Genomic DNA, 23,367 nt, shown 5'->3' on the forward strand with positions numbered 1-23,367 from the left:
TCTTTAGTTTGGCCACAGATTTGTACGATAAAATAGAGACTAATCCTAAGTGCTATGCGTCGTACCTATTTAGGTGAATTTGAAGAGGTGGTTTTGTTGATGGTGGCTATTCTGGATGGCGAAGCGTACGGCGCGACGGTCAGTCAGGAACTTGAAGAACATACGGGACGACTGGTGACATTCGGAACCGTTCATAACACGCTCATCCGGCTGGAAGAAAAAGGCTTTGTGCAGTCGGAACTGGGCGGGGCTACGGCCGAGCGCGGAGGACGGCGGAAGCGGCTGTTCAAAGTGACCGCGCTGGGAAGTCGGGCTTTGCAGGACATTCAGCAACTTCGGAACCAGCTCTGGCAACTGATACCACCGAGTGCGTTAAAGGTAAGCGGGTTATGAAACCGCCTGAAAACCATTCCGAAAAACCGGGTTCCCCGCCCCGCTGGGCGCAACGGTTTCTAACCTGGCTTCATCCGTCGGAAACGCTGGAGGAAGTCGAGGGGGATCTGGAAGAACTATACACGTACTGGCACCAGCGCGCCGGAAAAACGCAGGCGACGCTGCGCTATGTGCTCAATGTGGTGTCGGTGTTGCCGCCGTTCGTGCGCCGACGATCTCGTACAAAAGACTACCGCCAACCCTCAACCCTGCATCCCGTCATGATTCGTAATTATCTCAAAATCGCTTTTCGAAACCTCTTGAAACACAAGGTTTTTTCGGGGGTCAACCTGCTGGGGCTGGTGGTTGGAATGACGGCCTGCCTGATGATTCTGGAATACGTCAGCTTTGAACTGAATTTCGACCAGTTTCAGAAAGACGCCGACCGAATTTACCGCGTCACCAACGATCGGTTTCAGCAGGGAAAACTGATTCAGCACGGGACCATCACGTACCCGACCATCGGCAAAACGATGGCGAATGATTATCAAGAAGTGGATGCCTATACGACAATGGCGAACGGTGGAACGATCAAGTTGCGAAAAGATAAATCGATTTTCCAGGAACAACAACTCTTTTATGTGGACAATCATTTCCTGACTTTTTTCACCTTTCCCCTGCTGGTGGGTGATCCGAAAACGGCGATGAAAGCCCCGAACAGTCTGGTGTTGTCGGAGAGCAATGCCCAACGGATTTTCGGCGCCCAGCCGAACGATTACGCCCGGCTGATTGGTCAATCCCTGTACATCGATCTGGATACGGAACCGTACCAAATCACGGGAATTATGCAAGACGTTCCGGCCACATCGCACCTGCAATTCGGGGCGCTGGCTTCGTACGAAACGCTGGTCCGGTTGTGGGGCGACTGGGTGAAAACCAGTTGGGACGGTTCGGATATGTGGCATTACCTGAAACTAAAACCGGGTGCGGATGCCGCTAGTCTGGCGAGCAAATTCCCGGCGTTCAGCGAGCGGTATTTCAAAGGCGATCAGGTATCGGGCAGCGTGGAGAAATTCTACCTGCAACCCCTGCAAAAGGCGCATTTGGATTCCGATTATGAGTACGAAATCGGCGTGGTCAACAACGGCAAGGCGGTTTGGACGATGTTGATCATTGCGGCTTTTATCCTACTCATTGCCTGGGTCAACTACATCAACCTGGCCACGGCGCGGTCGCTGGAGCGGGCCAAAGAAGTGGGCGTGCGTAAAGTCGCCGGGGCAAGCTCGGGGCAATTGATCGGGCAGTTTCTATCAGAGTCGGTTTTGCTGAATCTGTTCGCGCTGCTGCTGGCGCTGCTACTGACGGTTTTATTCCAACCCATTCTGAATCAATTGGTTGATAAGCCGCTGTCGCTGTCGTTACTAACGGGCCAGGGTTACGGCGGAAGCTGGATGACGCTGGCGCTGGTGGCGGTTTTTGTGCTGGGCCTGTTTCTATCCGGTTTTTATCCGGCGTTTGCCTTGTCGGCTTTTCAGGCCATTCAGGTCTTGAAAGGGAGCTTCAAACGGTCGGCGAAAGGCGTCTGGGTGCGCCAGTCGCTGGTGGTGTTTCAGTATACCGCTTCGGTAGTGCTGATCATCGGGACGTTTATTGTGTTTCGGCAGCTCGAATACATGCGGAAAGAAAACCTCGGCTTTAACATGGAGCAGATGCTGGTCGTCTCCGGCCCCGCACTGACCCGCTGGGATTCGACGGCCATTGAACGGATTAATAGTTTTAAAATGGAAGTAAAACGGTATACGGGCATTAAAGCCGCAACGGCGTCCCTGAGCTTGTTTGGTAACCGACTTCCGCGTTCGTTCAACGTAAAACGGGTAGGGGCAAATGAAACCAAGGGCGTAACCGTCAGCCGGATGGGTGTTGACCTTGATTTTTTCGGTGCGTACGAGATCAAAATGCTGGCGGGTCGGAATTTCCTCCCTACCGATGCCGATCCGGATGGCCGGAAAGTGAAAAATATAATTATCAATCGCTCGACTGTGCGGTTGCTGGGACTAAAGGATGCGGCTTCGGCGGTGGGTCAGAAAATCTCGTTCTTTGGTCGGGACTGGGAGGTTGTTGGTGTGGTGAGCGATTTTCACCAGCAGTCGCTGCGGCACCCAATCGAACCGATTGTTTTTCAACCGTTTTACACCAATGGCGGTTTTTATTCCTTCAAAATCAAAACGACGGATCTGGACAAAACCATCGACCAGGTTCAGCAGAAATACCAGGCGTTTTTCCCCGGCAACGATTTCTCGTATTTCTTCATGGATGAGCAGTTTAACCGGCAATACCGGGATGATCAGGTGTTTGGTAAAATTACCACGTTCTTTTCGTTCCTCGTCGTACTGATCGCATCGCTGGGGCTGTTCGGGTTGTCGTCGTATACAACTGCACAGCGGAGCAAAGAAATCGGGGTTCGGAAGGTGCTGGGGGCGTCGGTCGCCAGCATTGTCGCCCTGTTGTCGAAAGATTTCCTGAAACTGGTGCTGATCGCCATTGTCATTGCCTCGCCGATTGCCTGGTACGCCGTCAACCAGTGGCTCGACGACTTTGCCTACAAAATTGACATTTCTTGGTGGATTTTTGCCGTCGCCGGGATACTAGCGGTCGGCATCGCCCTGCTGACGGTCAGTTTCCAGAGTATCAAAGCCGCCCTGATGAATCCGGTGAAAACGTTGCGAAGCGAGTGAGATTAATGAATAATGAATATTGAACAATGAATAGCGAATCAAGAAAGCAGGCTGCGCTCTTTCAACATTTGTTGTTCGCTATTCGATAGTTCAAAAATTACCCTTCCGCACTTACCCCTATGCAACAAAAACCGTCTCCACCCCGCTGGGCGCACTGGCTGCTGACCCGGCTGCATCCGGCCGAAACGCTGGAGGAAGTCGAGGGTGATCTGGACGAATTATACGCTTACTGGCATCAGCGGACCGGAAAAACCCAGGCCACGCTGCGCTACGTGCTGAATGTGGTGTCGGTGTTGCCGCCCTGGGTGCGCCGACGCCAACGTAACGAAGAATACCATCACCCGTTTTTCCTTCATCCGGCTATGCTACGCAACTACTTCAAAATCGCGGTTCGGACGCTTAACAAGCACCGCCTGTACAGTTTTCTCAACATCGGTGGACTGGCGATCGGGCTGGCTTGCTGCCTGCTGATTGCCCTGTATGTGTATGATGAGTTGAGTTACGACCGCTTCAACGCGAATTACAAAGACATCTACCGGGTCGTCGAGAAACAGAAACAGGCAGACGGCATTTATGACGTGGCGGTTACGCCCGGTCCGCTGGCGGCTTCGCTGGCGAACGATTTTCCGGAAATCCGGCAAACCACGCGCGTAGGCCGGTGGTCGGGCCTGCTGTCGCAGGGCAGGCAGGCCGTCGAAGCACAGGACATGCTCATCGTTGACCCTTCCTTTTTTACATTGTTCAGCTTCCCGCTGCTTGCCGGAAATCCGGCTACGGTTTTGCGAGGACCCGACGAGGTGATTTTTTCGGAAGCCATGGCAGAGCGGTTTTTCGGGGCCGACTGGGCGCGCCGGAACGTGGTCGGGCAGGTGGTTCAGCTCAATGCGCAACAAAATTTGAAGCTGGTAGGAATCGCCCAAAACCCGCCGACCCGCTCAAACCTTCAGTTCGATGTCTTGCTGCCCTTCAAATGGCTGGAGAAAAACGACGAGTGGAGCATGAAGTGGAACAGCAACAGCTACCACACCTACGTTCAGTTACGCCCGGATGCGGCCGACCTTCCGGGTGATCCGGCGCTATTTGCGGATAAAATTCGGGATAGGCTCAAGCAATACAACAACCAGGTGGAAACCCAGTTGCTCCTTCAACCCTTATCGGAGATCTATCTGTACTCTGACTTTGCCTTTAATACAGATTTCGGAAAACGGAGCGCCATTGCCTACGTCCGCATTTTTGTGGCGGTGGGCCTGATTGTGTTGCTCATTGCCGCCATCAATTTCATCAACCTCACCACGGCGCGGGCGTCCGGGCGGGCCAGAGAAGTGGGCGTACGGAAAACCGTCGGGGCGCAACGCCTGAGCCTGATCGGGCAGTTTATGAGTGAAGTGTTTCTCATGACGACCCTGGCCGTTGTCGTCGCCCTGTTGCTGGCTGAAGGGTTCCTGCCGGTTTTTAACGACCTGGCCGATAAAACCATCCAAATCCCGTATCAGGAGCCGGTTTTTTGGGCGGCTCTGGCTGGCTTGATGGGGATTGTCAGTTTGCTCACGGGGTTGTATCCGGCCTTTTTCCTGTCGTCGTTCCGACCGGCGGTCGTCCTGAAGGGGCTGTTCAATGTGCCGACGGGGCGCAACTTCCGGCAGTCGCTGGTCGTGGGGCAATTTGTGTTAGCCATCGTGATGGTCATCGGTACGACGTTTGTTTACAAGCAGTTGACCTACATGCAAACGGCGAAGCTCGGCTTTGACCAATCTCAGTTGCTGCACGTTCGGCTGAAGGGTGAACTGCGGGGCAAGGCGTGGCTATTCAAAAAACAGGTCGAGCAACTGCCCGGTGTGGCGCGGGCCTCGCTGACGACGGGCAACCTGGTCGATATGATGAACTCGGCGTTTATCGAGTGGGAAGGGCAGGCACCGAAGGATGAGGTTTTGATTACCAACATGAATATCGATACTGATTTTCTGGCAACGACCGGCATGAAAATCAGCGCGGGCCGGAATTTTTCGACCCGGATGTCGTCGGATACCTCGGGTGTGCTGGGCGCGTACCTGATCAACGAGACAGCGGTAAAACGGATGGGCTGGACGCCCGCTTCGGCCCTCGGCAAACGGCTGAAACACTGGGGCCAGGAGGGTCGGGTGATCGGCGTCGTGCAGGATTTCCATTTCCGGCCATTGCGGATTGCCATCGAGCCGTTCATTTTCCGGTTTCAGCCCTCGAATCCCTATTTCAACCTGCTGATTAAAACAGAACCGGGAGCGGTTTCGACCACCTTATCGAAGATTGCGGCTCTGTACAAAAAACTGGAACCCGGCAACCCGATCTCGTACGGTTTTGTCGATCAGGACCTGGACGCCCAATACCGGGCCGAACACCGTGTGGGGCGCATCATTCTGTATTTTTCCGTCCTGACCATTCTGATTGCCTGCCTGGGGCTGTTCGGGCTGGCGACGTTCACGGCCGAGCAGCGCACGAAAGAAATCGGAATTCGGAAAGTGCTGGGCGCATCCGTGGCCGGTATTGTCGCCCTGTTGTCGAAAGACTTTCTGAAATTGGTGCTGATGGCCCTGTTGATTGCTTCGCCGGTGGCCTGGTACGCCGTGAATGAATGGCTGAAGAACTTCGCCTACAAAACCGACCTTTCCTGGTGGGTGTTTGCGCTGGCCGGTTTGCTGGCCGTTGCAATTGCACTGCTAACGGTGAGTTTTCAGAGTATCAAAGCTGCGCTGATGAACCCGGTGAAGACGCTGCGGAGTGAATAGAAGGAAATATCGAATACTGAATATTGAATAACGAATAACGAAATCAGGCAGCGGGCCTTCAATATTCGTTGTTCGTTATTCAGTATTCGATATTTCAAGAATTACCCCCATGCAAACAAACCCAAAACCGAATCGTCGGACCGCGCCCCGCTGGGCACACTGGCTGCTAACCCGGCTGCATCCTTCGGAAACGCTGGAGGAAGTCGAAGGGGATCTGGAAGAACTGTATGGATACTGGTATCGCCGATCCGGAAAAACCCAGGCCACCCTGCGCTATGGGCTGAGCGTTCTGTCGGTGCTTCCGCCGTGGGTACGCCGACGAAACTATAGCAACGAAAACCGTACGCCTTTTTTTCTTCATCCGACTATGCTAAAAAACTACCTCAAAATCGCTTTTCGTACGATCGGGAAGCACAAAGTGCCCGCTTTCATCAATGTGCTGGGCCTGACGCTGGGGCTGACCAGTTGTCTGCTGATTGCCGCTTACGTGGTCAACGAGTTTACCTACGACCGTTTTCACCAGCAGGCCGACCGCATTGTTCTGTTTCAACAGTTTGAAAATACAGCGGGCAGCGGGGGCAAATTCGCCACGGACCTCAAAAAACGCTTCTCTACCGTAGCCGACGCTGTTCGGCTTACCCGACTCCGGCCCCTGATCAGTCGGCCGGAAACCGCCTTTTACGAACCGAATTTTTGGTTTGCAGATAGCAGCGTCTTCTCGGTCTTTACGTTACCACTCGTGCAGGGGAATCCAAAAACGGCCTTGTCGGAGCAATACGGCGTGGTTTTGTCGGAAACGATGGCCCGAAAGTATTTTGGATCGGCCAACCCGATGGGAAAACCGCTGCGTATCAACAACAAAGCCACGCTGCACGTAACGGGCGTGTTGAAAGACCTGCCTACCAACTCGCACCAACCTATCGACTTTCTGGCTACGTACCTCAATGCCAATGAACTGGTTGGGTACGATGTAACGACCAATTACTGGGGTGGTTCAGATACGTGGACGTACCTGCTGCTGACGCCCGGTACGGATAAAACCGCCTTGCAGGCCCAACTACTGGCATACATCGCTCAATTGGGCGATCCGAACTCGGGTATCTGGAAACCGAATCTGGTGCCGCTGACCGACATCTACCTCCGTACGAATTTAGTCGCCAGCAATCGGCTGATGTATGCTTACGTTTTTACCGTCGTTGCGCTCCTGATCCTGGGCCTGGCTTGTTTCAACTATGTCAACCTGACGACCGCGCAGGCGACGCAGCGGGCAAAGGAAGTGGGCGTACGGAAAGTGATGGGCTCCTCGTTCGGGCAGCTTTGCGGGCAATTCCTGAGCGAAACCGCCGTCTTTATGGCCGTGGCCGTACTGCTGTCGGGGGCTCTTTTGCCAGCGGTTTTGCCCGCTTTCAGCCAATTGACGGATAAGCCGTTAGCGCTGACATCGGTTTGGGCTGGCGCACGAATCGGCTGGCTGGTACTCGGTTTACTGGCCGTGGTGATCGGGGCGGGAAGCTATCCGGCTTTTGTGCTGTCCTCTTTTCAGCCTATCACTGTTTTGAAAGGCGGAAGGCTACTATCGGGCCGGACGTGGCTGCGTAAAATCCTGATTGTCGGCCAGTTCGCCGTTTCCATCGGGATGATGGTGGCTACGGTGGTGGTCTATGAGCAGTTGACGTTTGTTCGCAATCACAACGTGGGCTACCAGCGCGATCAGGTGCTGACGCTGGATTTGCAGGATGCGTCCGCTGCGGTGAAAGACCGGATTAAACAACAGATTACGAGCTTGCCGGGCGTTGAGGCTGCGACGCGGGCATTCAGCCTGCCGGGAAGCGGGAGTCTTCGGGGGCAGAAACTGGTGAGTGAGTTTGTGCCGAAAGGAGCCAAAGACGCCAGCATCGGTCACCTGAACCTGGACGGGGATTTTCTGCGGACGTTCGGCATTAAGCTCGTGGCCGGGCGTAATCTGGACCCCAATCGCCCCGCCGATCAGCAGGCTTTTCTGGTTAACCGGGCGGCCATGCAGTATTTTGGCTGGAAAACAATAACCGGCAAGACGACCGGTTTTTACACGTATACCTACGATACCGGTGCTTCTGGCGGGTACCGCGAGGTGCCCCGGCGGGGCGAGGTGGTCGGCGTCATCGACGATTACAACCATGCCGACCTGAAACAGACCGTGGCGCCGATGATTTTTTCACTCAACGAAGGCTTTGAGAGTCAACTGGCGGTTCGGATTCGGGCCGGAGCCATTCCGGAAACCGTCCGGCAACTTGGTCAGCTCTGGCGGCAGCAATTCCCGGAAAAACCGTTCACGTATGATTTCCTCGACGATACGTTCAACCGGACCTACCAGGTCGAGACCCGGACGGGCCAGGTTTTTGCCTGGTTTGCGGGGCTGGCGATTTTGATTTCCTGCCTGGGCTTATACGGGCTGGCCATGTTCACCGCTGAGCAGCGTACGAAGGAAATCGGAATTCGAAAAGTGCTGGGAGCCAGTCTATTCAGTATCACCCGGCTGGTGTCTGCTGATTTTGTTAAACTGGTTATCATCGCCCTCTTTGTGGCTACCCCGCTGGCCTGGTATGCCATGCGTCGGTGGTTGGAGGACTTCGCCTACCGGATCAGCGTTGAGTGGTGGGTGTTTGCCCTATCCGGTTTGCTAGCCGTCGGAATTGCCCTGATTACCGTCAGTTTCCAAAGCGTAAAAGCCGCCCTGATGAATCCGGTGAAAACACTGCGGAGCGAGTGAAACGAAGAAGGAAATATCGAATACTGAATATCGAATAGCGAAATCAGGCAGCGCCACTTCAACATTCGTTATTCGTTATTCAATATTTTAAAAATTGCTTTTTCGCTCTTACCTCCATGCAAACAAACCCAAAACCGAATCGTCGGACCGCGCCCCGCTGGGCACATTGGCTGCTAAACTGGCTGCATCCGGCCGAAACGCTGGAAGAAGTCGAGGGCGACTTAGACGAGTTGTATGCCTATTGGTACAACCGGGCGGGTAAAACCCAGGCTATGCTGCGCCATTTGTTGAATGTCGTGTCGGTGTTGCCGCCATTTGTGCGTCGGCGGCAACGGAAAGAAGAACACCATCAAACCTCTTTGTTTCATCCGGAAATGATTCGTAGCTATTTCAAAACCGCCTGGCGAAATCTCGCCAAAAACAAGGTTTATACCTTCATCAACGTCGGTGGATTGGCTGTTGGAATGACCGTAGCCATGCTCATTGGTTTATGGATTTACGACGAATTGTCCTTTAATCAGTCTCATCAACAGTATGACCGCATTGCGCAGGTGATGCGGCATGAATGGTTTGAGGGGAAAAAAGAAACCGGTGGACAATCCAGCCCAATGCCACTCGGTCCAGCACTTCGCTCTTCGTTCGGGGATGATTTTACCCACGTCGTGCTGTCGACCAAAACCGTGAATTTCATCGTCGCTAGGAAGGATCGGAAATTCACCCAGGCGGGCCGATTCATGGAGGCAGGTGCGCCCGAACTGCTGACACTGAACATGGTACACGGTAGCCGATCCGGGCTTCAGGACGTGAACGCCATTCTGTTGTCCCAAACCCTCGCCCAAAAACTCTTTGGCGATGTCGATCCGGTCAACCAAATGGTTACGATCGATACGCAGGTACACGCAAAAGTGACGGGAGTCTATCAGGATTTACCCAACAACTCCGAGTTCCGGGAGGTGTCCTATATCGCTCCATTCGACCTGTACCTTTCCATTACGCCGTGGGCGAAAGACGCCCGGAATAATTGGGGAGACAATTCGTTCCCGATTTACGTGCAGATCGCGCCCAACCGGACTTTCGAGCAGGTATCGGCCCGGATAAAAAACAGCATGCTGCCCCATTTGAATCCGGAAAAGGCGGCCCGCAAGCCCGAAGTTTTCCTGCATCCGATGCGTCGCTGGCATTTGTTTTCGGAGTTTGAAAACGGCGCAAATGTAACGAGCAAACGGCTTACGTACCTTTTATTTTACGGTATTATTGGTGTGTTCGTTCTATTATTGGCCTGTGTCAACTTCACAAACCTGTCGACTGCGCGCTCGAAAAAACGGGCGAAAGAAGTGGGCGTCCGGAAAGTGATGGGTTCGGAACGGGCTCAGTTGGCAAACCAGTTCTTGTGTGAATCTGCCCTGGTTTCCAGCCTTGCGTTTTGTCTGGGACTCGGATCTGTTCAGTTCGTTTTGCCCTGGTTCAACCAGGTGGCTGATAAAGAAATACGTATTCTGTGGGCCAGTCCTTTCTTCTGGCTGGCAGGCATCACGTTCACCCTCGTAACGGCTTTGCTGGCGGGAAGCTATCCGGCCTTCTATTTATCCGCTCTTCAACCTGTTAAAACGCTGAAAGGAATTTTTTCTGGAGGCCGTTCAGCGGTTATTTCCCGTAAAGTGCTGGTTGTGTTCCAGTTTACGATCTCGATGGCCTTGATCATTGGTTCCTGGATTGTTTATCAGCAGCTTCAACTGGCCAAAAACCGTCCGGTCGGTTATGATCGCGAGGGATTACTAGGTTTTCCTAAAAATGGTTTTCTGGGCAAAGAGGAGGTACTTCGCAACGAACTGCTACAAACCGGCGTGGTTACGGAAGTGGCCGAATCCGCCTACCTGCCCACTGACAAAGGTTCTAACAATACCGGTTTTGACTGGCGGGGGAAAACTCCGGGAATGGAAGATGATTTTGGTACAATCCGGGTTTCGTATGAGTACGGAAAAACGGTCGGTTGGCAATTTGTCGCCGGACGGGATTTCTCGCGAAGATTTCCGGGTGATTCGTCGGGTCTGATTATCAATGAAGCCGCAGCGAAACGGATGGGCCTGAAAAAACCGGTTGGCGAATTCGTTCGGTCTGAGCATTGGCAAAAAGGCGCGTTCAAAATTCTGGGCGTTGTCAAAGACATGGTGATGGAGTCGCCGTTCGAGCGGGTTCGCCCGACGATTTTTTCACTTCAGGGGAAAAAACAGTGGCTACTGGTCAAATTAGACCCCCAGACTAATTTACATGAAGCTATCCCCAAACTCGAAGCGGCTTTTAAATTGGTTGTTCCTGCCGTGCCTTTTGAGTACAAATTTGTCGATGACGAATACGCCACCAAGTTTGCCGCTGAGGAACGAATTGGTAAACTGGCTGCGGTTTTTGCCGGACTGGCTATTTTAATTTCGTGTCTGGGGTTGTTTGGACTGGCTACGTTTATGGCCGAGCAACGCACCAAAGAAATCGGTGTTCGGAAAGTGATGGGTGCATCCGTATTTACTATCTGGCGTTTATTATCAAAAGATTACGTTCTCCTGGTCGCCATCGCATTTTGTGTTGCTACGCCCATCACCTGGTATTTTCTCAATCATTGGCTCCGAAATTATGAATACCGCACCGCGTTGTCGTGGTGGGTTTTTGCGGGAACCGGTTTCGGCGCTTTAGTGATAACGTTGCTGACCATCAGTTTCCAAAGCGTAAAAGCTGCCCTGATGAATCCGGTCAGAACGCTGCGGAGCGAATAGGGCTAACAAATAATGAATATCGAATATTGAATAACGAATATTGAATGGGCGCTGCCTGATTTCGCTATTTGTTATTCAATATTCAGTATTCGATATTTCAAGCATCACCCTTCCGCCCGCAGCACTTCCAACGGTGGACGCACCAGCACTCCCCGGCTGTTGAACAAACCGATGAGAATGGTCAGGCTGGTGACCACGCCAACGACCGCGAGTAAGGGGGCAAAGTCGGGTGTAAAAGGCACGTCAAAGACAAAATACGCCAGCCCCCAGGTGCTGAACAGCGAGAGCACGATGCCTGAAAACGCGGCCAGCATCCCCAGGAACAGGTATTCGATCAGCGTAATGAGCAAAATCTGACGGCGGTTGGCGCCCAGGGTCCGCAGCAGAACACTCTCCTGAATCCGCTGGTATTTGCTGATAATGACCGAACTGCTCAGGACCAGCAAACCGGTGATGATGCTGAACAGGGCCATAAACCGGATCACGAACGACACTTTGGCGAGTACGTCGTCGATGGTTTGCAGGATCAGCCCCAGGTCGATGGCCGAAACGTTCGGATAGCGCATCACCAGATCGCGCTGGAAGCGGGCCGATTGCTGGGTGTTGCCGACGCGCGTCATCAGGACGTGAAATTGCGGAGCCTGTTCGAGCAGACCGGTCGGAAAAACGATCAGGAAGTTGGTCTGAACGCGGTTCCAGTCGACCTCGCGCGTACCGCCCACGATGGTCGGAATCAGCAGTCCCTGCACGTTGAACGTCAGCGTGTCGCCCAGTTTCAGTTTCATCCGGTCCAGGTACCCTTTTTCGACGGAGATGTAATTCGTTTGGCCCGACTGATAGGGCGCTTTTCCGGCGGTCAATTTTTCGGAGCTGATTAGCGAGTCCCGGTACGTCACGCGGTATTCGCGGGTCAGCGCCCAGTCGGGTATTTTCGCACTGGTATCTTTCTGGATGGCTTCGACCGTCCGGCCGTTGATTTCGGCCAGCCGCATTGTCACCACCGGCACATTTTGCAAAACCGGCAGCCGGTGTTGCCGAACTAGTTGCTGAACCCCGGCTTTCTGTTCGTTCTGAATATCAAACAGCACCATATTGGCCTGATTTCCACTCGCCGAGAGTTGCACCCGGCTCAGTAACAGGTTCTGCGTCAGATACAGCGTGGCAATCAGGAAGGCGCCCAGGCCAATGGAAATGACCAGAATCAGCGTCTGGTTATGCGGTCGGTAGAGGTTGGCCAGACTCTGCCGCCAGACGTAGCTCCACGAAACCGGGAAAAACCGGCGGACCAGAAACATGAGCAATTGCCCGATGGCGGTCAGGATGCCGAAAGCCACCGCCAGCCCAACTGTAAAACCGAGAGCGGTTTTCCAGTCTCGAATCTGCCAGTAGGCAAAACCGGTAATGGCAACCAAAATCAGCCCATAGACGACCCACTGAAGCGGATCGCGGCCCGTCACGTCGTCGTCGTACGAACTGCGGAGGGTGCGCAGGGGCGCAATTTTCCGAATGACCAGCAATGGCAGCAGCGCAAACAGCGTAGCAATGACCAGTCCCGCGCCAATGCCCTGCGCCACGGCCTGCCACGATACTTCCGTCACGACCTCGACCGGCAGGAAACTCCCGAAAACCTGGGGCAGCACCAACTGCACCACCGACCCTAGCGCGGCACCGATCAGCGCTCCCAGAAAGCCCATCAGCGACGTTTGAATCAGGTAAATCAGAAACGCCTGCCGACCGCTGGCACCGAGGCACCGCAAAATAGCTACCGAAGCGACTTTTTCCTTGACGTACAGATGCACGGCGCTGGCCACGCCCACGCAGCCCAGCAGCAAGGCCACAAACGCCACCAGATTCAGAAACTTGGTCAGATCGGCGAACGCCCGGCCGGTTTGCTCCTTCCGCTGGGCGACGGTATCCGAATTGATGCCTAGTTTGTCGAGCCGGGCGTCCATGCCTTTGAGCAGTTTCTCCACGTCCGTGCCCGGTTCAAACTGGTAGTACGAACGGTACGTCGCCCGGCTGCCCCGCTGCATCAGCCCGGTTTCGGCCAGAAAGGTGTAGGGAATGAAAACCGTCGGAGCCACCGTCGTGGTGACGGCCGTCTGGCCCGGAATTTTCATAACCCGCCCCGCCACGTAGAACATCAGGTTGCCGACTTTCACCGAATCGCCGGGCTGGGCGTTCAACTGAACCAGCAGCGCATCATCGACCAGGGCGATCCGCTGGCGGTTTTGATTGGCGTTCCGGAACTGCGCGACGGCCGTTGTCGGTTGCGTGTCCCAATCGCCATAATACGGGAAATTACCCTGTACGGCTTTGATTTGCGCCAGCCGAACGCCGGACGAACGCGGAAACAGCACCATCGACGGAAAGGCCACTTCCTGGCTGCGTTCGGGGCTGATGCCCGCCAGAAACTGCTCGGTTTTAGGGCTGACTTCCTTGTTGGTGGTCAGCACCAGATCCGCGCCGATGAGTTCCTTGGCCTGTTCATCGATGCTCCGGGCGAGGTTATCGCCGAAGGAGTTGATGGCTACCAGGGCTGCAATGCCAAGCACGATGGCCGACATGAACAAAAAAAGCCGCTGGCGACTCCGGCGACTGTCGCGCCAGGCCATTTTCCACAGCCACGGATCGAACAGCGACGCGCGTTGCGGTTTCAGGGTGGGAAGTTGCCGGTCCATCAGTTCGTCGCGATGCGGTTTTCGGTGAGCGTATCCGAGACGAGGTTGCCGCCTTTGATCCGGATGATGCGCTGGGTGCGGGAGGCCAGTTCGAGGTCGTGCGTGACAAGCACGAGGGTGGTTCCAGCTTCACGGTTCAATTCAAAAATCAGATCGACCACCGTGGCGCTGGTGTCGGCGTCGAGGTTGCCGGTGGGTTCGTCGGCAAACAGGATTTTGGGCCGGTTGGCAAACGCCCGGGCCAGCGAAACCCGCTGCTGTTCTCCGCCCGAAAGCTGGGTGGGGTAGTGGTGGCCGCGTTGGCCCAGCCCGACGCGTTCGAGCAACTCCTGGGCGGTTTTGCCCGCCCGTTTTTCGCCCCGCAATTCAAGCGGCACCATCACGTTTTCCAGCGCCGTGAGCGTCGGCAGCAATTGGAAGTTTTGGAAGATAAACCCTACGTACTGGTTTCGAACGGCGGCCCGTTCGTCTTCACTGAGGGTGTCTAACCGGATGTTGTTCAGGTAAATACTGCCCGAGGATGCCCGGTCGAGACCGGCGCAAAGGCCGAGCAGCGTGGTTTTGCCGCTCCCCGACGGCCCCACAATGGAAAAAGTGTCACCGGCCTGGATATCGAAACTCACGGAGTTCAGGACAGTTAACGTTCGACCTCCGCTTTGGTAGGTTTTGGTCAGGTTTTCGGCACGCAGCATACTCATACGATCACAGCTTAACGGAATGGCTAGATAACCCATTCAAAGCCTTTTTCTTCTCCCGAGAGAACGGATTATTTGATAAAGGGCAGGAAATGGGGGTAAATGGATAAAATCCCCTTATTTTTGTTGGTAGTCGGCGCTGATTTGGGCCCAAAAATTTTGTAAACAATGAATTTACTAAAAAGTACGATGAGTTACAAGGCCTGGGCGTTCGGATGCCTGCTGGTCGCGGGGATGATGGGCTGTAATTCAAAAACGGAAACCACGCAGACGCAAGCCGAAAAACCGGCAACAACGGCTGAAAAGGCCGAAAAACCGGTCGGCGATACGAAGAAAACGATTCTGTTTTTCGGCAACAGCCTCACGGCGGGCTACGGTCTGGACCCTTCGGAAGCGTTTCCGGCCCTGATCGGGAAGAAAGCGGAGGAAGCCGGTTTTGATTATCAGGTGGTAAATGGCGGACTGAGTGGCGAAACCACGGCGGGCGGCAAAAGCCGGATCAGTTGGGTACTGCGGAAACCGGTCGATGTGTTTGTGCTCGAACTGGGCGGCAACGACGGCCTGCGGGGCATTCCGCTTGATGATTCACGGAAAAACCTGCAGGCCATCATCGACACGGTCCGGCAGAAAAGCCCGCAGGCGCAGATTGTGCTGGCCGGGATGCGCATTCCGCCGAACCTCGGCCCCGACTATTCGGAGCAGTTCCAGAAGCTATTTACCGATCTGGCCCAAAAAAATAACCTGGTCCTGATTCCCTTTCTGCTCGAAAACGTCGGCGGCATCCGGAAACTGAACCTCCCGGACGGTATCCACCCTACGGCTGAGGGCCACAAAATCGTGGCCGAGAACGTCTGGAAAGTGCTGAAACCGGTTTTGGAAAAACAGAGCAGTTGATCGGTTTACGGTTTATGATTCATAGTTGCAGAAATGTAGTGAGTTGAATAGCAGGCTTTTAACTGAAAACTTTAAACCAAAAACTCTTTTTCCAACCCCTGTGCGTAAACTCCTCAACAACCTGACCTTCCGCGTCCTCGTCGCGATCACGCTCGGTATCCTTGTCGGCCATTTTTTTCCGGCGACGGCGGCTAAGCTCAAACCGCTCGGCGACCTGTTCATCAACCTGATCAAAATGGTGATTGCGCCCATTATTTTCCTGACCATCGTGTTGGGAATCAGCAATATGGGCGATCTGAAAAAAGTGGGCCGGGTCGGCGGGAAGGCGCTGCTGTACTTCGAAATCGTGACGACGCTGGCGCTGATTATCGGGATTGTGATTGCAAATGTGGTCAAACCGGGGGCGGGCGTCCAGGCCACGGCCTTGCAGGGGGGCGATGTGTCGGCGTATACTTCACAGGGGAAGGAGATGGATTGGGTCAAGTTCTTCCTGCACATCGTGCCTGATAACGCCATCAAATCGTTTGCCGAGGGTGAAATTCTGCAAGTGCTCGTCTTTTCGGTGCTGTTCGGCATTGGGCTCACCCGCATGGGTGAGCGCGGCCACTCGCTGATTTTGACCTTTGAAAAGCTGTCGCGGGTGTTTTTCAACATCCTGAATGTGGTCATGATTCTGGCTCCGCTGGGCGCGTTCGGCGGGATGGCGTTTACGATTGGTAAATACGGGTTGAGCACGCTGCTGCCGCTGGCGAAGCTGATGGGGACGGTTTACACCACGATGTTTCTGTTCATTTTTGTGGTTCTGAACCTGATTCTGCGCTATTACCGCGTCAGTTTGTGGTCGGTTTTGAAATACATCAAGGAAGAACTGCTGATTGTGCTGGGCACGTCGTCGTCGGAGTCGGCCTTGCCGCAGGTGATGGACAAGCTCGAAAACATGGGCTGTTCGCGCTCAGTGGTCGGGCTGGTGATTCCGGCGGGCTATTCCTTCAACCTCGACGGCACGACGATTTACCTCTCGATGGCGACGATCTTTCTGGCGCAGGTGTTCAACGTCGACCTCACGCTGGGTCAGGAACTGACCATCATCGGGATTCTGATGATCACGTCGAAAGGCGCTGCGGGCGTCACCGGCAGCGGTTTTATCGTGCTGGCGTCTACGCTGACGGCCGTCCGGGTGATTCCCGTCGAGGGGCTGGCGTTGCTGCTGGGCGTCGACCGGTTTATGTCGGAAGCCCGCTCGATCACGAACATCATTGGCAATACGGTTGCAACGATTTTTATTGCCAACAACGAAAACGAGTTCGACCGGCAAAAAATGCGGAAGGCATTCGGGAAGTTGGAAAAAGAGGAATTGACCAATTATAAATACTGATAGGAACGCGGCCGGGTCGCGTTCCTATCCCTAAAAATTCCTTTGCGGTCAGCGTAAAAAATGTACTTTTGTTTTGGTAGCCGTAAGTCGGATTGGAGTTAGTGCATATCAACGTCGAGGAATGAGAGTTTCGGGCATTTGGGCAGGAATTATTGCGATTTGTATCATCGTCGGGTGCGATTGGAGTGAAGAAAAAAAACTGAAGCGTTCGGCGAAAGCCATGCACAACTGCGCCGAAGACCAGATCCTGACGCCCGCGCAGGAACAGGCCATCCGGCGGGAAATTGGCGCTGACGCTAAGATTGAGAAGATTGACGCGCTGATTCGGAGCAAGGTCCGGGCCGGTTTCAACGGCAACGTGCTGATTGCCCAGAAAGGCGTTGTACTTTACAAAAAATCGTTCGGCCTGGGGCATCTCGAACGGTCTTCCCGCGATTCGCTCAACGAAAACTCCAAGTTCCAACTGGCGTCGCTTTCCAAAACGTTTACGGCGGTGGCAACGCTCAAGCTCATTGAAGCCAACAAATTAAGCCTGACCGATACCATCCAGAAGTTCTTCCCGGATTTCCCCTACCACGGCATTACGATTGAAAACCTGCTGTCGCACCGGAGCGGTTTGCCCAACTACGCCTATGCGTTTGAAGACAGCATGCGGATCAACTTCTACAAGTTTGAAAAACCGTATCCGACCAACGCCGAAATCATGCATTGGTTCGCGAATGTCAAGCCGACTCCCCAGCGCTACAACATTCCGGGCCGCACGTTCAGCTACAGCAACACGAACTATTGTGTGCTGGCGGCTATTATCGAGAAAATCACGGGAATGCCGTTCGACCAGTTTGCCCGAAAAAACCTTTTCGAACCACTCGGCATGAAAAATACGTGGGTGGCGACAACCCGCAACGATTCGATCAACCAGGACCGTACGGCGGGTTACCAGTGGAACCGCCGGATTCCGAAGGATTATTACGACAACGTGGTGGGTGACAAGGGCGTATACTCCACCGTGGGCGATTTGTTCAGGTGGTACCGGGCGCTCAACGGCGACTGTCTGCTCCGGAAAACCTTGCTGGCGGAAGCCTTTCTGCCCCGCAGCTTCGAGCGCAAAGGCACCAAAAACTACGGGTACGGTTTTCGGATGTACGTCAACAACCAGAATCAGCCCGAATACATCTACCACACGGGTTGGTGGAAAGGCTACAACAGCCTGTTCTGGTTTAGCCCGAAAGACGATTTTGTGATCATTCTGCTCGGAAACCGCTACAACAAGTCGGTGTATCAGGTCAAAGAGTTACTCGAAGTGCTGCACGGCCACCCGTCGAATGCCGAACCGGAAGCCGAAACGGGCGAGGTCGACATTTAACTGGCTTCCTGCTTCTCAATGTCCAGGTTAAAATGCAAACCCCGGTTGTCGTGCCGGGCCATCGCGGCTTTGATCACCAGATACGCCACTTCAATCATATTCCGCAGTTCGCAAATCCGGTTCGATACCTTCGACTGCCGGTAGAGTTCTTCGTGTTCTAAGTAAATGAGTTCCAGCCGGTCGAGCGCCCGCTTCATCCGGCGGTTTGTCCGAACGATGCCGACGTAGTTCGACATGATCGATTCCAGTTCCCGCTGCATTTCCGTCACCAGCACCAACTCTTCCGGATGCGTGGTCCCGGCGTCGTTCCATTCCGGCAGATTGTCGGGAATGGCGGCTTCGTGGAAATGTTCGACGGTTTTCAGAAACGCCCGGTGGCCGAAGACGACCGCTTCCAGCAGCGAGTTGGAAGCCAGTCGGTTCGCACCGTGTAAGCCCGTGCAGGAACACTCTCCGGCGGCATACAGGAAGTTGATGTTGGTCTGGCCGTACTCGTTGACTTTGATGCCTCCGCACAAATAATGTTGTGCCGGAACCACGGGGATGTAATCTTTCCGGATGTCGATGCCTAAGTTGTCGCGGCAATAGGCGGTGATGTTCGGAAAATGCTCGACAAATTTCTCGAAATCGCAGTGCGTCACGTCCAGGTAGACGTGCGGATCACCGGATTTTTTCATTTCGGAGTCGATGGCGCGGGCTACAATGTCGCGCGGGGCCAGCGACAGGCGCGGGTCGTAGTGCTCCATGAACGTCTCGCCCTTCATGTTTTTCAGAATACCGCCAAAACCGCGCACGGCTTCCGAAATCAGGAAACTCGGTTTTTTGCCCGGTTCGTACAAGGCCGTCGGGTGGAACTGGATGAATTCCATGTCCTTGCAGATCGACTTGGCGCGGTAGGCCATCGCAATCCCGTCGCCGGTGGCAATGGTCGGGTTGGTCGTGCTTTGGTAAACGTTGCCGATGCCGCCCGTGGCCAGCAGCGTCGTTTTCGCCAGAAACATTTCGACGCGCCCGGTTTGCGTGTCCAGCACGTAGGCCCCGAAGCAGCGGTTGTCGGTGTCGTAGCGGTGGACGGTTTCGCCGAGGTGGTGGCGCGTAATGAGGTCGACGGCGTAATAGTGCGTAAACATCTCGATGGCCGGCAGCGACTGCGCCTTTTCGAGCAGCGCCCGCTCGATTTCAGCCCCGGTAATGTCCTTGAAATGCAGAATCCGGTGGTCGGAGTGCCCGCCTTCCTTCGCCAGATCGTAGTCGCCGTCGTCTTCCTTGTCGAAGCGCGTACCGTATTCGATCAGCTCGCGGATGCGTTCGGGCGCTTCCCGCACCACAATTTCGACCACCTCGCGTTTGCTCAGGAAGTCGCCCGCGATCATCGTGTCCTCAATGTGCTTCTCGAACGAGTCTTCCTCGGCCCACACGGCGGCAATCCCGCCCTGGGCGTACTTGGTGTTCGTTTCGTCGGCCCGGACTTTGGTAATGACGGCAATGCGGACGGGCTGGCCGGTTTCTTCAAAATGAATCGCCAGCTTGGTGGCGTAGCTTAATCCGGCGATGCCGGAACCGATCACAAGGAAATCGAAGTGTTGGGGCATGATTAAGGGGCGGTGTCTAATCGTACAAGGGTAAGTTTCTGTTCCAAAAGCTGTAGGTCTTCGGACCAGAGATCGTTACCTAACAGGAAGTTCTTGATAAATAAAAAATGTGGGTCATCCAGCAAAACTGTGGCTATTGTAGCACTATATGGCTCTTTAACCTGGCCTTGAGACATCAAATTTTCAAGGGAAGAACTAATTTTAAGCTCTTCATCAGACGTAAAACCGTCAGCAGACATTTTGATAATTTGCTCATATTGTTTATATATCTCTGCCCGAACGGCAAGGCCTACTTTACGGCGAGGTTCTACAAGTTGTTCTTCATCATTTAGCTTTAAAACAATAACCGCATTTCTTCCTTTTACTGTCCGCCCAAATAACATATAATCAAGCATGTAAAAATGCTCTCTAGGATTATCATTGATTGGATGTACGATCTGAAATTTATTTGGATCACGTTCTAACTTAGCGTTATTGCAATGACGACTGGAAGGTAAAAGATTATTCCAATCCAGAACTTGGTTCGGATAGATTGATTTGGGAAGGAAGTGTTCTACTTCCATAATCTTTCCTTCTTCTTGTAAGCGGATTTCAGAGTAGCAACACTTGTAGCTACTCATTTGCAGCAAGGCTTTTTTAAGAAAGACTTCATTCCAAACCCTTAATTCTCGATTGGCAAGAAACCGAGCTGTTTGCTTTTCAACCCATTCAGCAGTCATTTCGGCGGGTGGTTCTGTCCGTACTAATTGGACCATACGTTAGGCAGGAATCAGAGACGACATTTGAATTTGTAACACCTTCCGTTGGTGACTGGAAGGAGAGAGGATTTTGTCCAGTTCATCGTAAGCGGTTTTTGCACCAGCGTAATTCTCTGCCAGCAAAGCATCTTCGAATTGCCGCATTAATTCCAGGTAACGATCCGACCGGGTTTTTTCACCCAAGTCCATCAATTCCCTTAGAATCTCTTCGACCGTCCAGCCCTGAAAGGAGCCAAACTGCTGGCGAATGTTAATGCTGCCCGTTGCTTCATCTTTTTCCAACATGACCAAATTGACATTCTCTGCCGACTGGACAATAAGCGGACTGTGAGCGGTTACGATAAACTGCGTATTCGGAAATAAATCACTGAGGTATTTGATGATTTTTCGTTGCCATTCCGGATGGAGGTGCAAATCTATCTCATCAATTAAAACGATGGCTGGGCCATGAAGCGGATTTTCTAAGTCTGGATAGCGGTCAAACATTCGTTTGGCTAAATCAGCAAGCCAAGCCATAGTTGCCTGATATCCATAACCTAGATCTTTAAATCTAATCCAGTTAGATCCAACATTAATTTCAATAAAAGATTGAAGATTTTCCGTGGAGTTAACTCTAATGTTTTTTATGTCTGGAAATATTTTACTTACAAGAAGAGATTTAAGTCTCTTTAATTGGATTTCAGCTTTTTTACGATTTGCTTCCACCCCTACTTTAGTTGCATAATCTGTTTGTAAAAGCCATTCTTCAAAATTTAACAACTCTGTTCCTCTAAATAGGTTAGCAGTAGGATGCTTTGACTTAAAATCTAGAATACTTGCTTCAGATGTTTTTCTATTTATGCCATAACCGTATATAATTAAATCATCTCGGTATTCATTTAAAACATCATATCTAAATATTGATTCTGGTTTAATACCTCTTTTATTAAAATCATCTAAGTCAATGATTTTGTATTTGTTTTTTACACGGTTTATAAAAAAGCTATAATCATAAAATGGGAAAAATAGATTTGGGCCAATCATAGGTCTTTCCTTATTAGTGATTAGCCAATTGAAGAAGTCCTGTGATTCCACCGCTTCTTGTTTTTTTTTATTTATATAAGACTTCTTGAATATGTTGCGATATTTATTAGTATATTCTGATAAAACTTCTGCGTATGAGATAGCTCCTAATATTCTAAGCGTTGTTGTTTTGCCAGTATTATTATTTCCTAACAAAACAGTCCATTGAGCTGGTTTTTCAAATTTGTCCTTAAAACTAATCTCAAAATTCCCTGAAAATCCCTTTATATCTCTTATATAAAGGGATCTGAAATATACTGCTGTTTTATCGCTATTTATTAGCATAACTATTGGAGCTACAGAGGATTTTAGCAACAAGTTAATGACGAATCTTACATTAAATAATGTAATTTTAGTTCATTATTTAATCATCTAAAGGCGCGTCAAAGTCATCGGCCATATACGTAACAAGGCCTTTCATGGTACCTAACTTCCGTTCTATAGCCGGTTCCGGCCTCTCCTTTAACGTTTCCGTAGCCAATACGACCTGCAACGCTTTCTTTTCCTCAGGCGACAACTTTTCAACGGCTTGAAGTAACTCCTCAAAGCCGACTTGTACGGTCAGTTCCATGACGGTGCGGTTTTACAACCCCTTGCTCATCTCCAGCATCCGCAGTACCGAGGCTTCGGCTTTGACCCGAATGTCTTCCGGGACAAAAATTTCCGGTTTTTCGTAATACAACGTATTGTACAACTTTTCGAGCGTGTTCATTTTCATGTACGGGCACTCGGAGCAGGCGCAGGTGTTGTTTTCGCTGGCCGGGGCCGGAATGATTTTCTTGTTCGGAACGGCCTGCTTCATCTTGTGCAGAATCCCGGCTTCGGTGCCGACAATGAACACCTCGTCGGGCTGGTCGACGACGTATTTCAGCAAAGCCGTCGTGGAGCCCACGTAGTCGGCCTGGCTCAGAATGTGTTCCTGGCATTCGGGATGGGCGATGAACTTGGCGTTCGGGTATTTTTGCCGCAGGGCCGTCAGTTTTTCCTGCGAAATGTCGATGTGGACGATGCAGGCACCATCCCAGAGCACCAAATCCCGACCGGTTTTCTTCGCCACAAACCGCCCCAGGTTGGCATCCGGCGCAAAGATGATCTTCTGGTCCTTCGGCAGGCTTTCGACAATCTTCACGGCGTTGGACGACGTACAGATGATGTCCGACAAGGCTTTGATTTCCGCCGAGCAGTTGATGTAGCTGATCACGAGGTGATCCGGGTACTTCGCCTTGAAAGCCGCAAATTCGTCCGCCGGGGCCGAATCGGCCAGCGAGCAACCGGCGTTCATGTCCGGGATGACCACTTTCTTGTCGGGCGAGAGAATCTTGGCGGTTTCGCCCATGAAATGCACCCCGCAGAACACGATCATCTCGGCGTCGGTGGCGGCAGCCTGCTGCGACAACCCCAGGCTGTCGCCGATGTAGTCGGCCAGGTCCTGAATGTCGGAATCAACGTAGTAGTGGGCCAGAATCACGGCGTTTTTCTCTTTTTTCATCCGCCGGATTTCGTCCATCAATACCTGTTTATCTTTCGGCGTCGAGCGGCTGATGTAGCCAATCTGCCGGATCTC

15 protein-coding genes are annotated in these 23,367 nt (G+C 52.8%); 8 read left to right on the plus strand and 7 right to left on the minus strand.

Going from position 1 to position 23,367, the window contains the following annotated elements; translation table 11 throughout:
• Positions 1-54: 54 nt before the first annotated feature.
• From ACO2Q8_RS07010 to ACO2Q8_RS07030, 5 genes are all read left to right on the plus strand, one after another.
• Positions 55-393, plus strand: a complete 339-nt coding sequence (locus tag ACO2Q8_RS07010; RefSeq protein ID WP_423344066.1) for a PadR family transcriptional regulator — start codon at positions 55-57, stop codon at positions 391-393.
• A complete protein-coding gene (locus ACO2Q8_RS07015; RefSeq protein WP_423344067.1) occupies positions 390-3,107 on the plus strand; it encodes an ABC transporter permease in 2,718 nt (905 codons plus the stop codon). The genes ACO2Q8_RS07010 and ACO2Q8_RS07015 overlap by 4 nt, the downstream gene beginning before the upstream one ends.
• 119 nt (positions 3,108-3,226) lie before the next feature.
• The gene (locus tag ACO2Q8_RS07020; protein ID WP_423344068.1) at positions 3,227-5,869 is read left to right on the plus strand and encodes an ABC transporter permease; all 2,643 of its coding nucleotides are present in this window, start codon (positions 3,227-3,229) and stop codon (positions 5,867-5,869) included.
• Positions 5,870-5,978: 109 nt separating this feature from the next.
• Entirely contained in the window at positions 5,979-8,618 is a 2,640-nt protein-coding gene (locus ACO2Q8_RS07025) for an ABC transporter permease (RefSeq protein ID WP_423344069.1), read from the plus strand.
• Between the two features lie 116 nt (positions 8,619-8,734).
• Positions 8,735-11,383, plus strand: coding sequence for an FtsX-like permease family protein (locus tag ACO2Q8_RS07030; RefSeq protein ID WP_423344070.1), 2,649 nt, complete (start codon positions 8,735-8,737; stop codon positions 11,381-11,383).
• A 104-nt stretch (positions 11,384-11,487) separates the two neighbouring features.
• On the opposite strand, the gene ACO2Q8_RS07035 is transcribed toward ACO2Q8_RS07030, so the two are convergent.
• Both ACO2Q8_RS07035 and ACO2Q8_RS07040 read right to left on the minus strand, forming a co-directional pair.
• Positions 11,488-13,998 (minus strand): ABC transporter permease, encoded by a 2,511-nt coding sequence (locus ACO2Q8_RS07035; RefSeq protein WP_423344146.1) that lies wholly within the window; start codon positions 13,996-13,998, stop codon positions 11,488-11,490.
• Positions 13,999-14,063: 65 nt separating this feature from the next.
• Positions 14,064-14,762, minus strand: a complete 699-nt coding sequence (locus tag ACO2Q8_RS07040; protein ID WP_423344071.1) for an ABC transporter ATP-binding protein — start codon at positions 14,760-14,762, stop codon at positions 14,064-14,066.
• Positions 14,763-14,927: 165 nt separating this feature from the next.
• Here ACO2Q8_RS07040 and ACO2Q8_RS07045 point away from each other — a divergent pair, with 165 nt between their 5' ends.
• The 3 genes from ACO2Q8_RS07045 to ACO2Q8_RS07055 all read left to right on the plus strand — a co-directional run bounded on the left by ACO2Q8_RS07045 (position 14,928) and on the right by ACO2Q8_RS07055 (position 18,391).
• Positions 14,928-15,653: an arylesterase gene (locus tag ACO2Q8_RS07045; RefSeq protein WP_423344072.1), complete on the plus strand. Its 726-nt coding sequence runs from the start codon at positions 14,928-14,930 to the stop codon at positions 15,651-15,653.
• A 100-nt stretch (positions 15,654-15,753) separates the two neighbouring features.
• Positions 15,754-17,028 (plus strand): dicarboxylate/amino acid:cation symporter, encoded by a 1,275-nt coding sequence (locus tag ACO2Q8_RS07050; RefSeq protein ID WP_423344073.1) that lies wholly within the window; start codon positions 15,754-15,756, stop codon positions 17,026-17,028.
• Between the two features lie 121 nt (positions 17,029-17,149).
• Positions 17,150-18,391: a serine hydrolase domain-containing protein gene (locus tag ACO2Q8_RS07055; RefSeq protein ID WP_423344074.1), complete on the plus strand. Its 1,242-nt coding sequence runs from the start codon at positions 17,150-17,152 to the stop codon at positions 18,389-18,391.
• Here the strand turns inward: ACO2Q8_RS07055 and nadB are convergent.
• The 5 genes from nadB to nadA form a co-directional block, all read right to left on the minus strand.
• A complete protein-coding gene (nadB, locus tag ACO2Q8_RS07060; protein WP_423344075.1) occupies positions 18,388-19,983 on the minus strand; it encodes an L-aspartate oxidase in 1,596 nt (531 codons plus the stop codon). The genes ACO2Q8_RS07055 and nadB overlap by 4 nt on opposite strands.
• Positions 19,984-19,985: 2 nt before the next feature.
• A complete protein-coding gene (locus ACO2Q8_RS07065) occupies positions 19,986-20,738 on the minus strand; it encodes a hypothetical protein (RefSeq protein ID WP_423344076.1) in 753 nt (250 codons plus the stop codon).
• Positions 20,739-20,741: 3 nt separating this feature from the next.
• On the minus strand, positions 20,742-22,088 hold the full coding sequence (locus tag ACO2Q8_RS07070; RefSeq protein ID WP_423344077.1) for an AAA family ATPase: 1,347 nt from the start codon (positions 22,086-22,088) through the stop codon (positions 20,742-20,744).
• Positions 22,089-22,167: 79 nt separating this feature from the next.
• Positions 22,168-22,374, minus strand: a complete 207-nt coding sequence (locus tag ACO2Q8_RS07075; RefSeq protein ID WP_423344078.1) for a DUF2281 domain-containing protein — start codon at positions 22,372-22,374, stop codon at positions 22,168-22,170.
• A gap of 12 nt (positions 22,375-22,386) precedes the next feature.
• Positions 22,387-23,310 (minus strand): quinolinate synthase NadA, encoded by a 924-nt coding sequence (gene nadA / locus ACO2Q8_RS07080; protein ID WP_423344147.1) that lies wholly within the window; start codon positions 23,308-23,310, stop codon positions 22,387-22,389.
• Positions 23,311-23,367: the final 57 nt, after the last annotated feature.

Origin of the sequence: Larkinella sp. VNQ87 (assembly GCF_049445795.1) — a bacterium.
Classification (GTDB): domain Bacteria; phylum Bacteroidota; class Bacteroidia; order Cytophagales; family Spirosomataceae; genus Larkinella.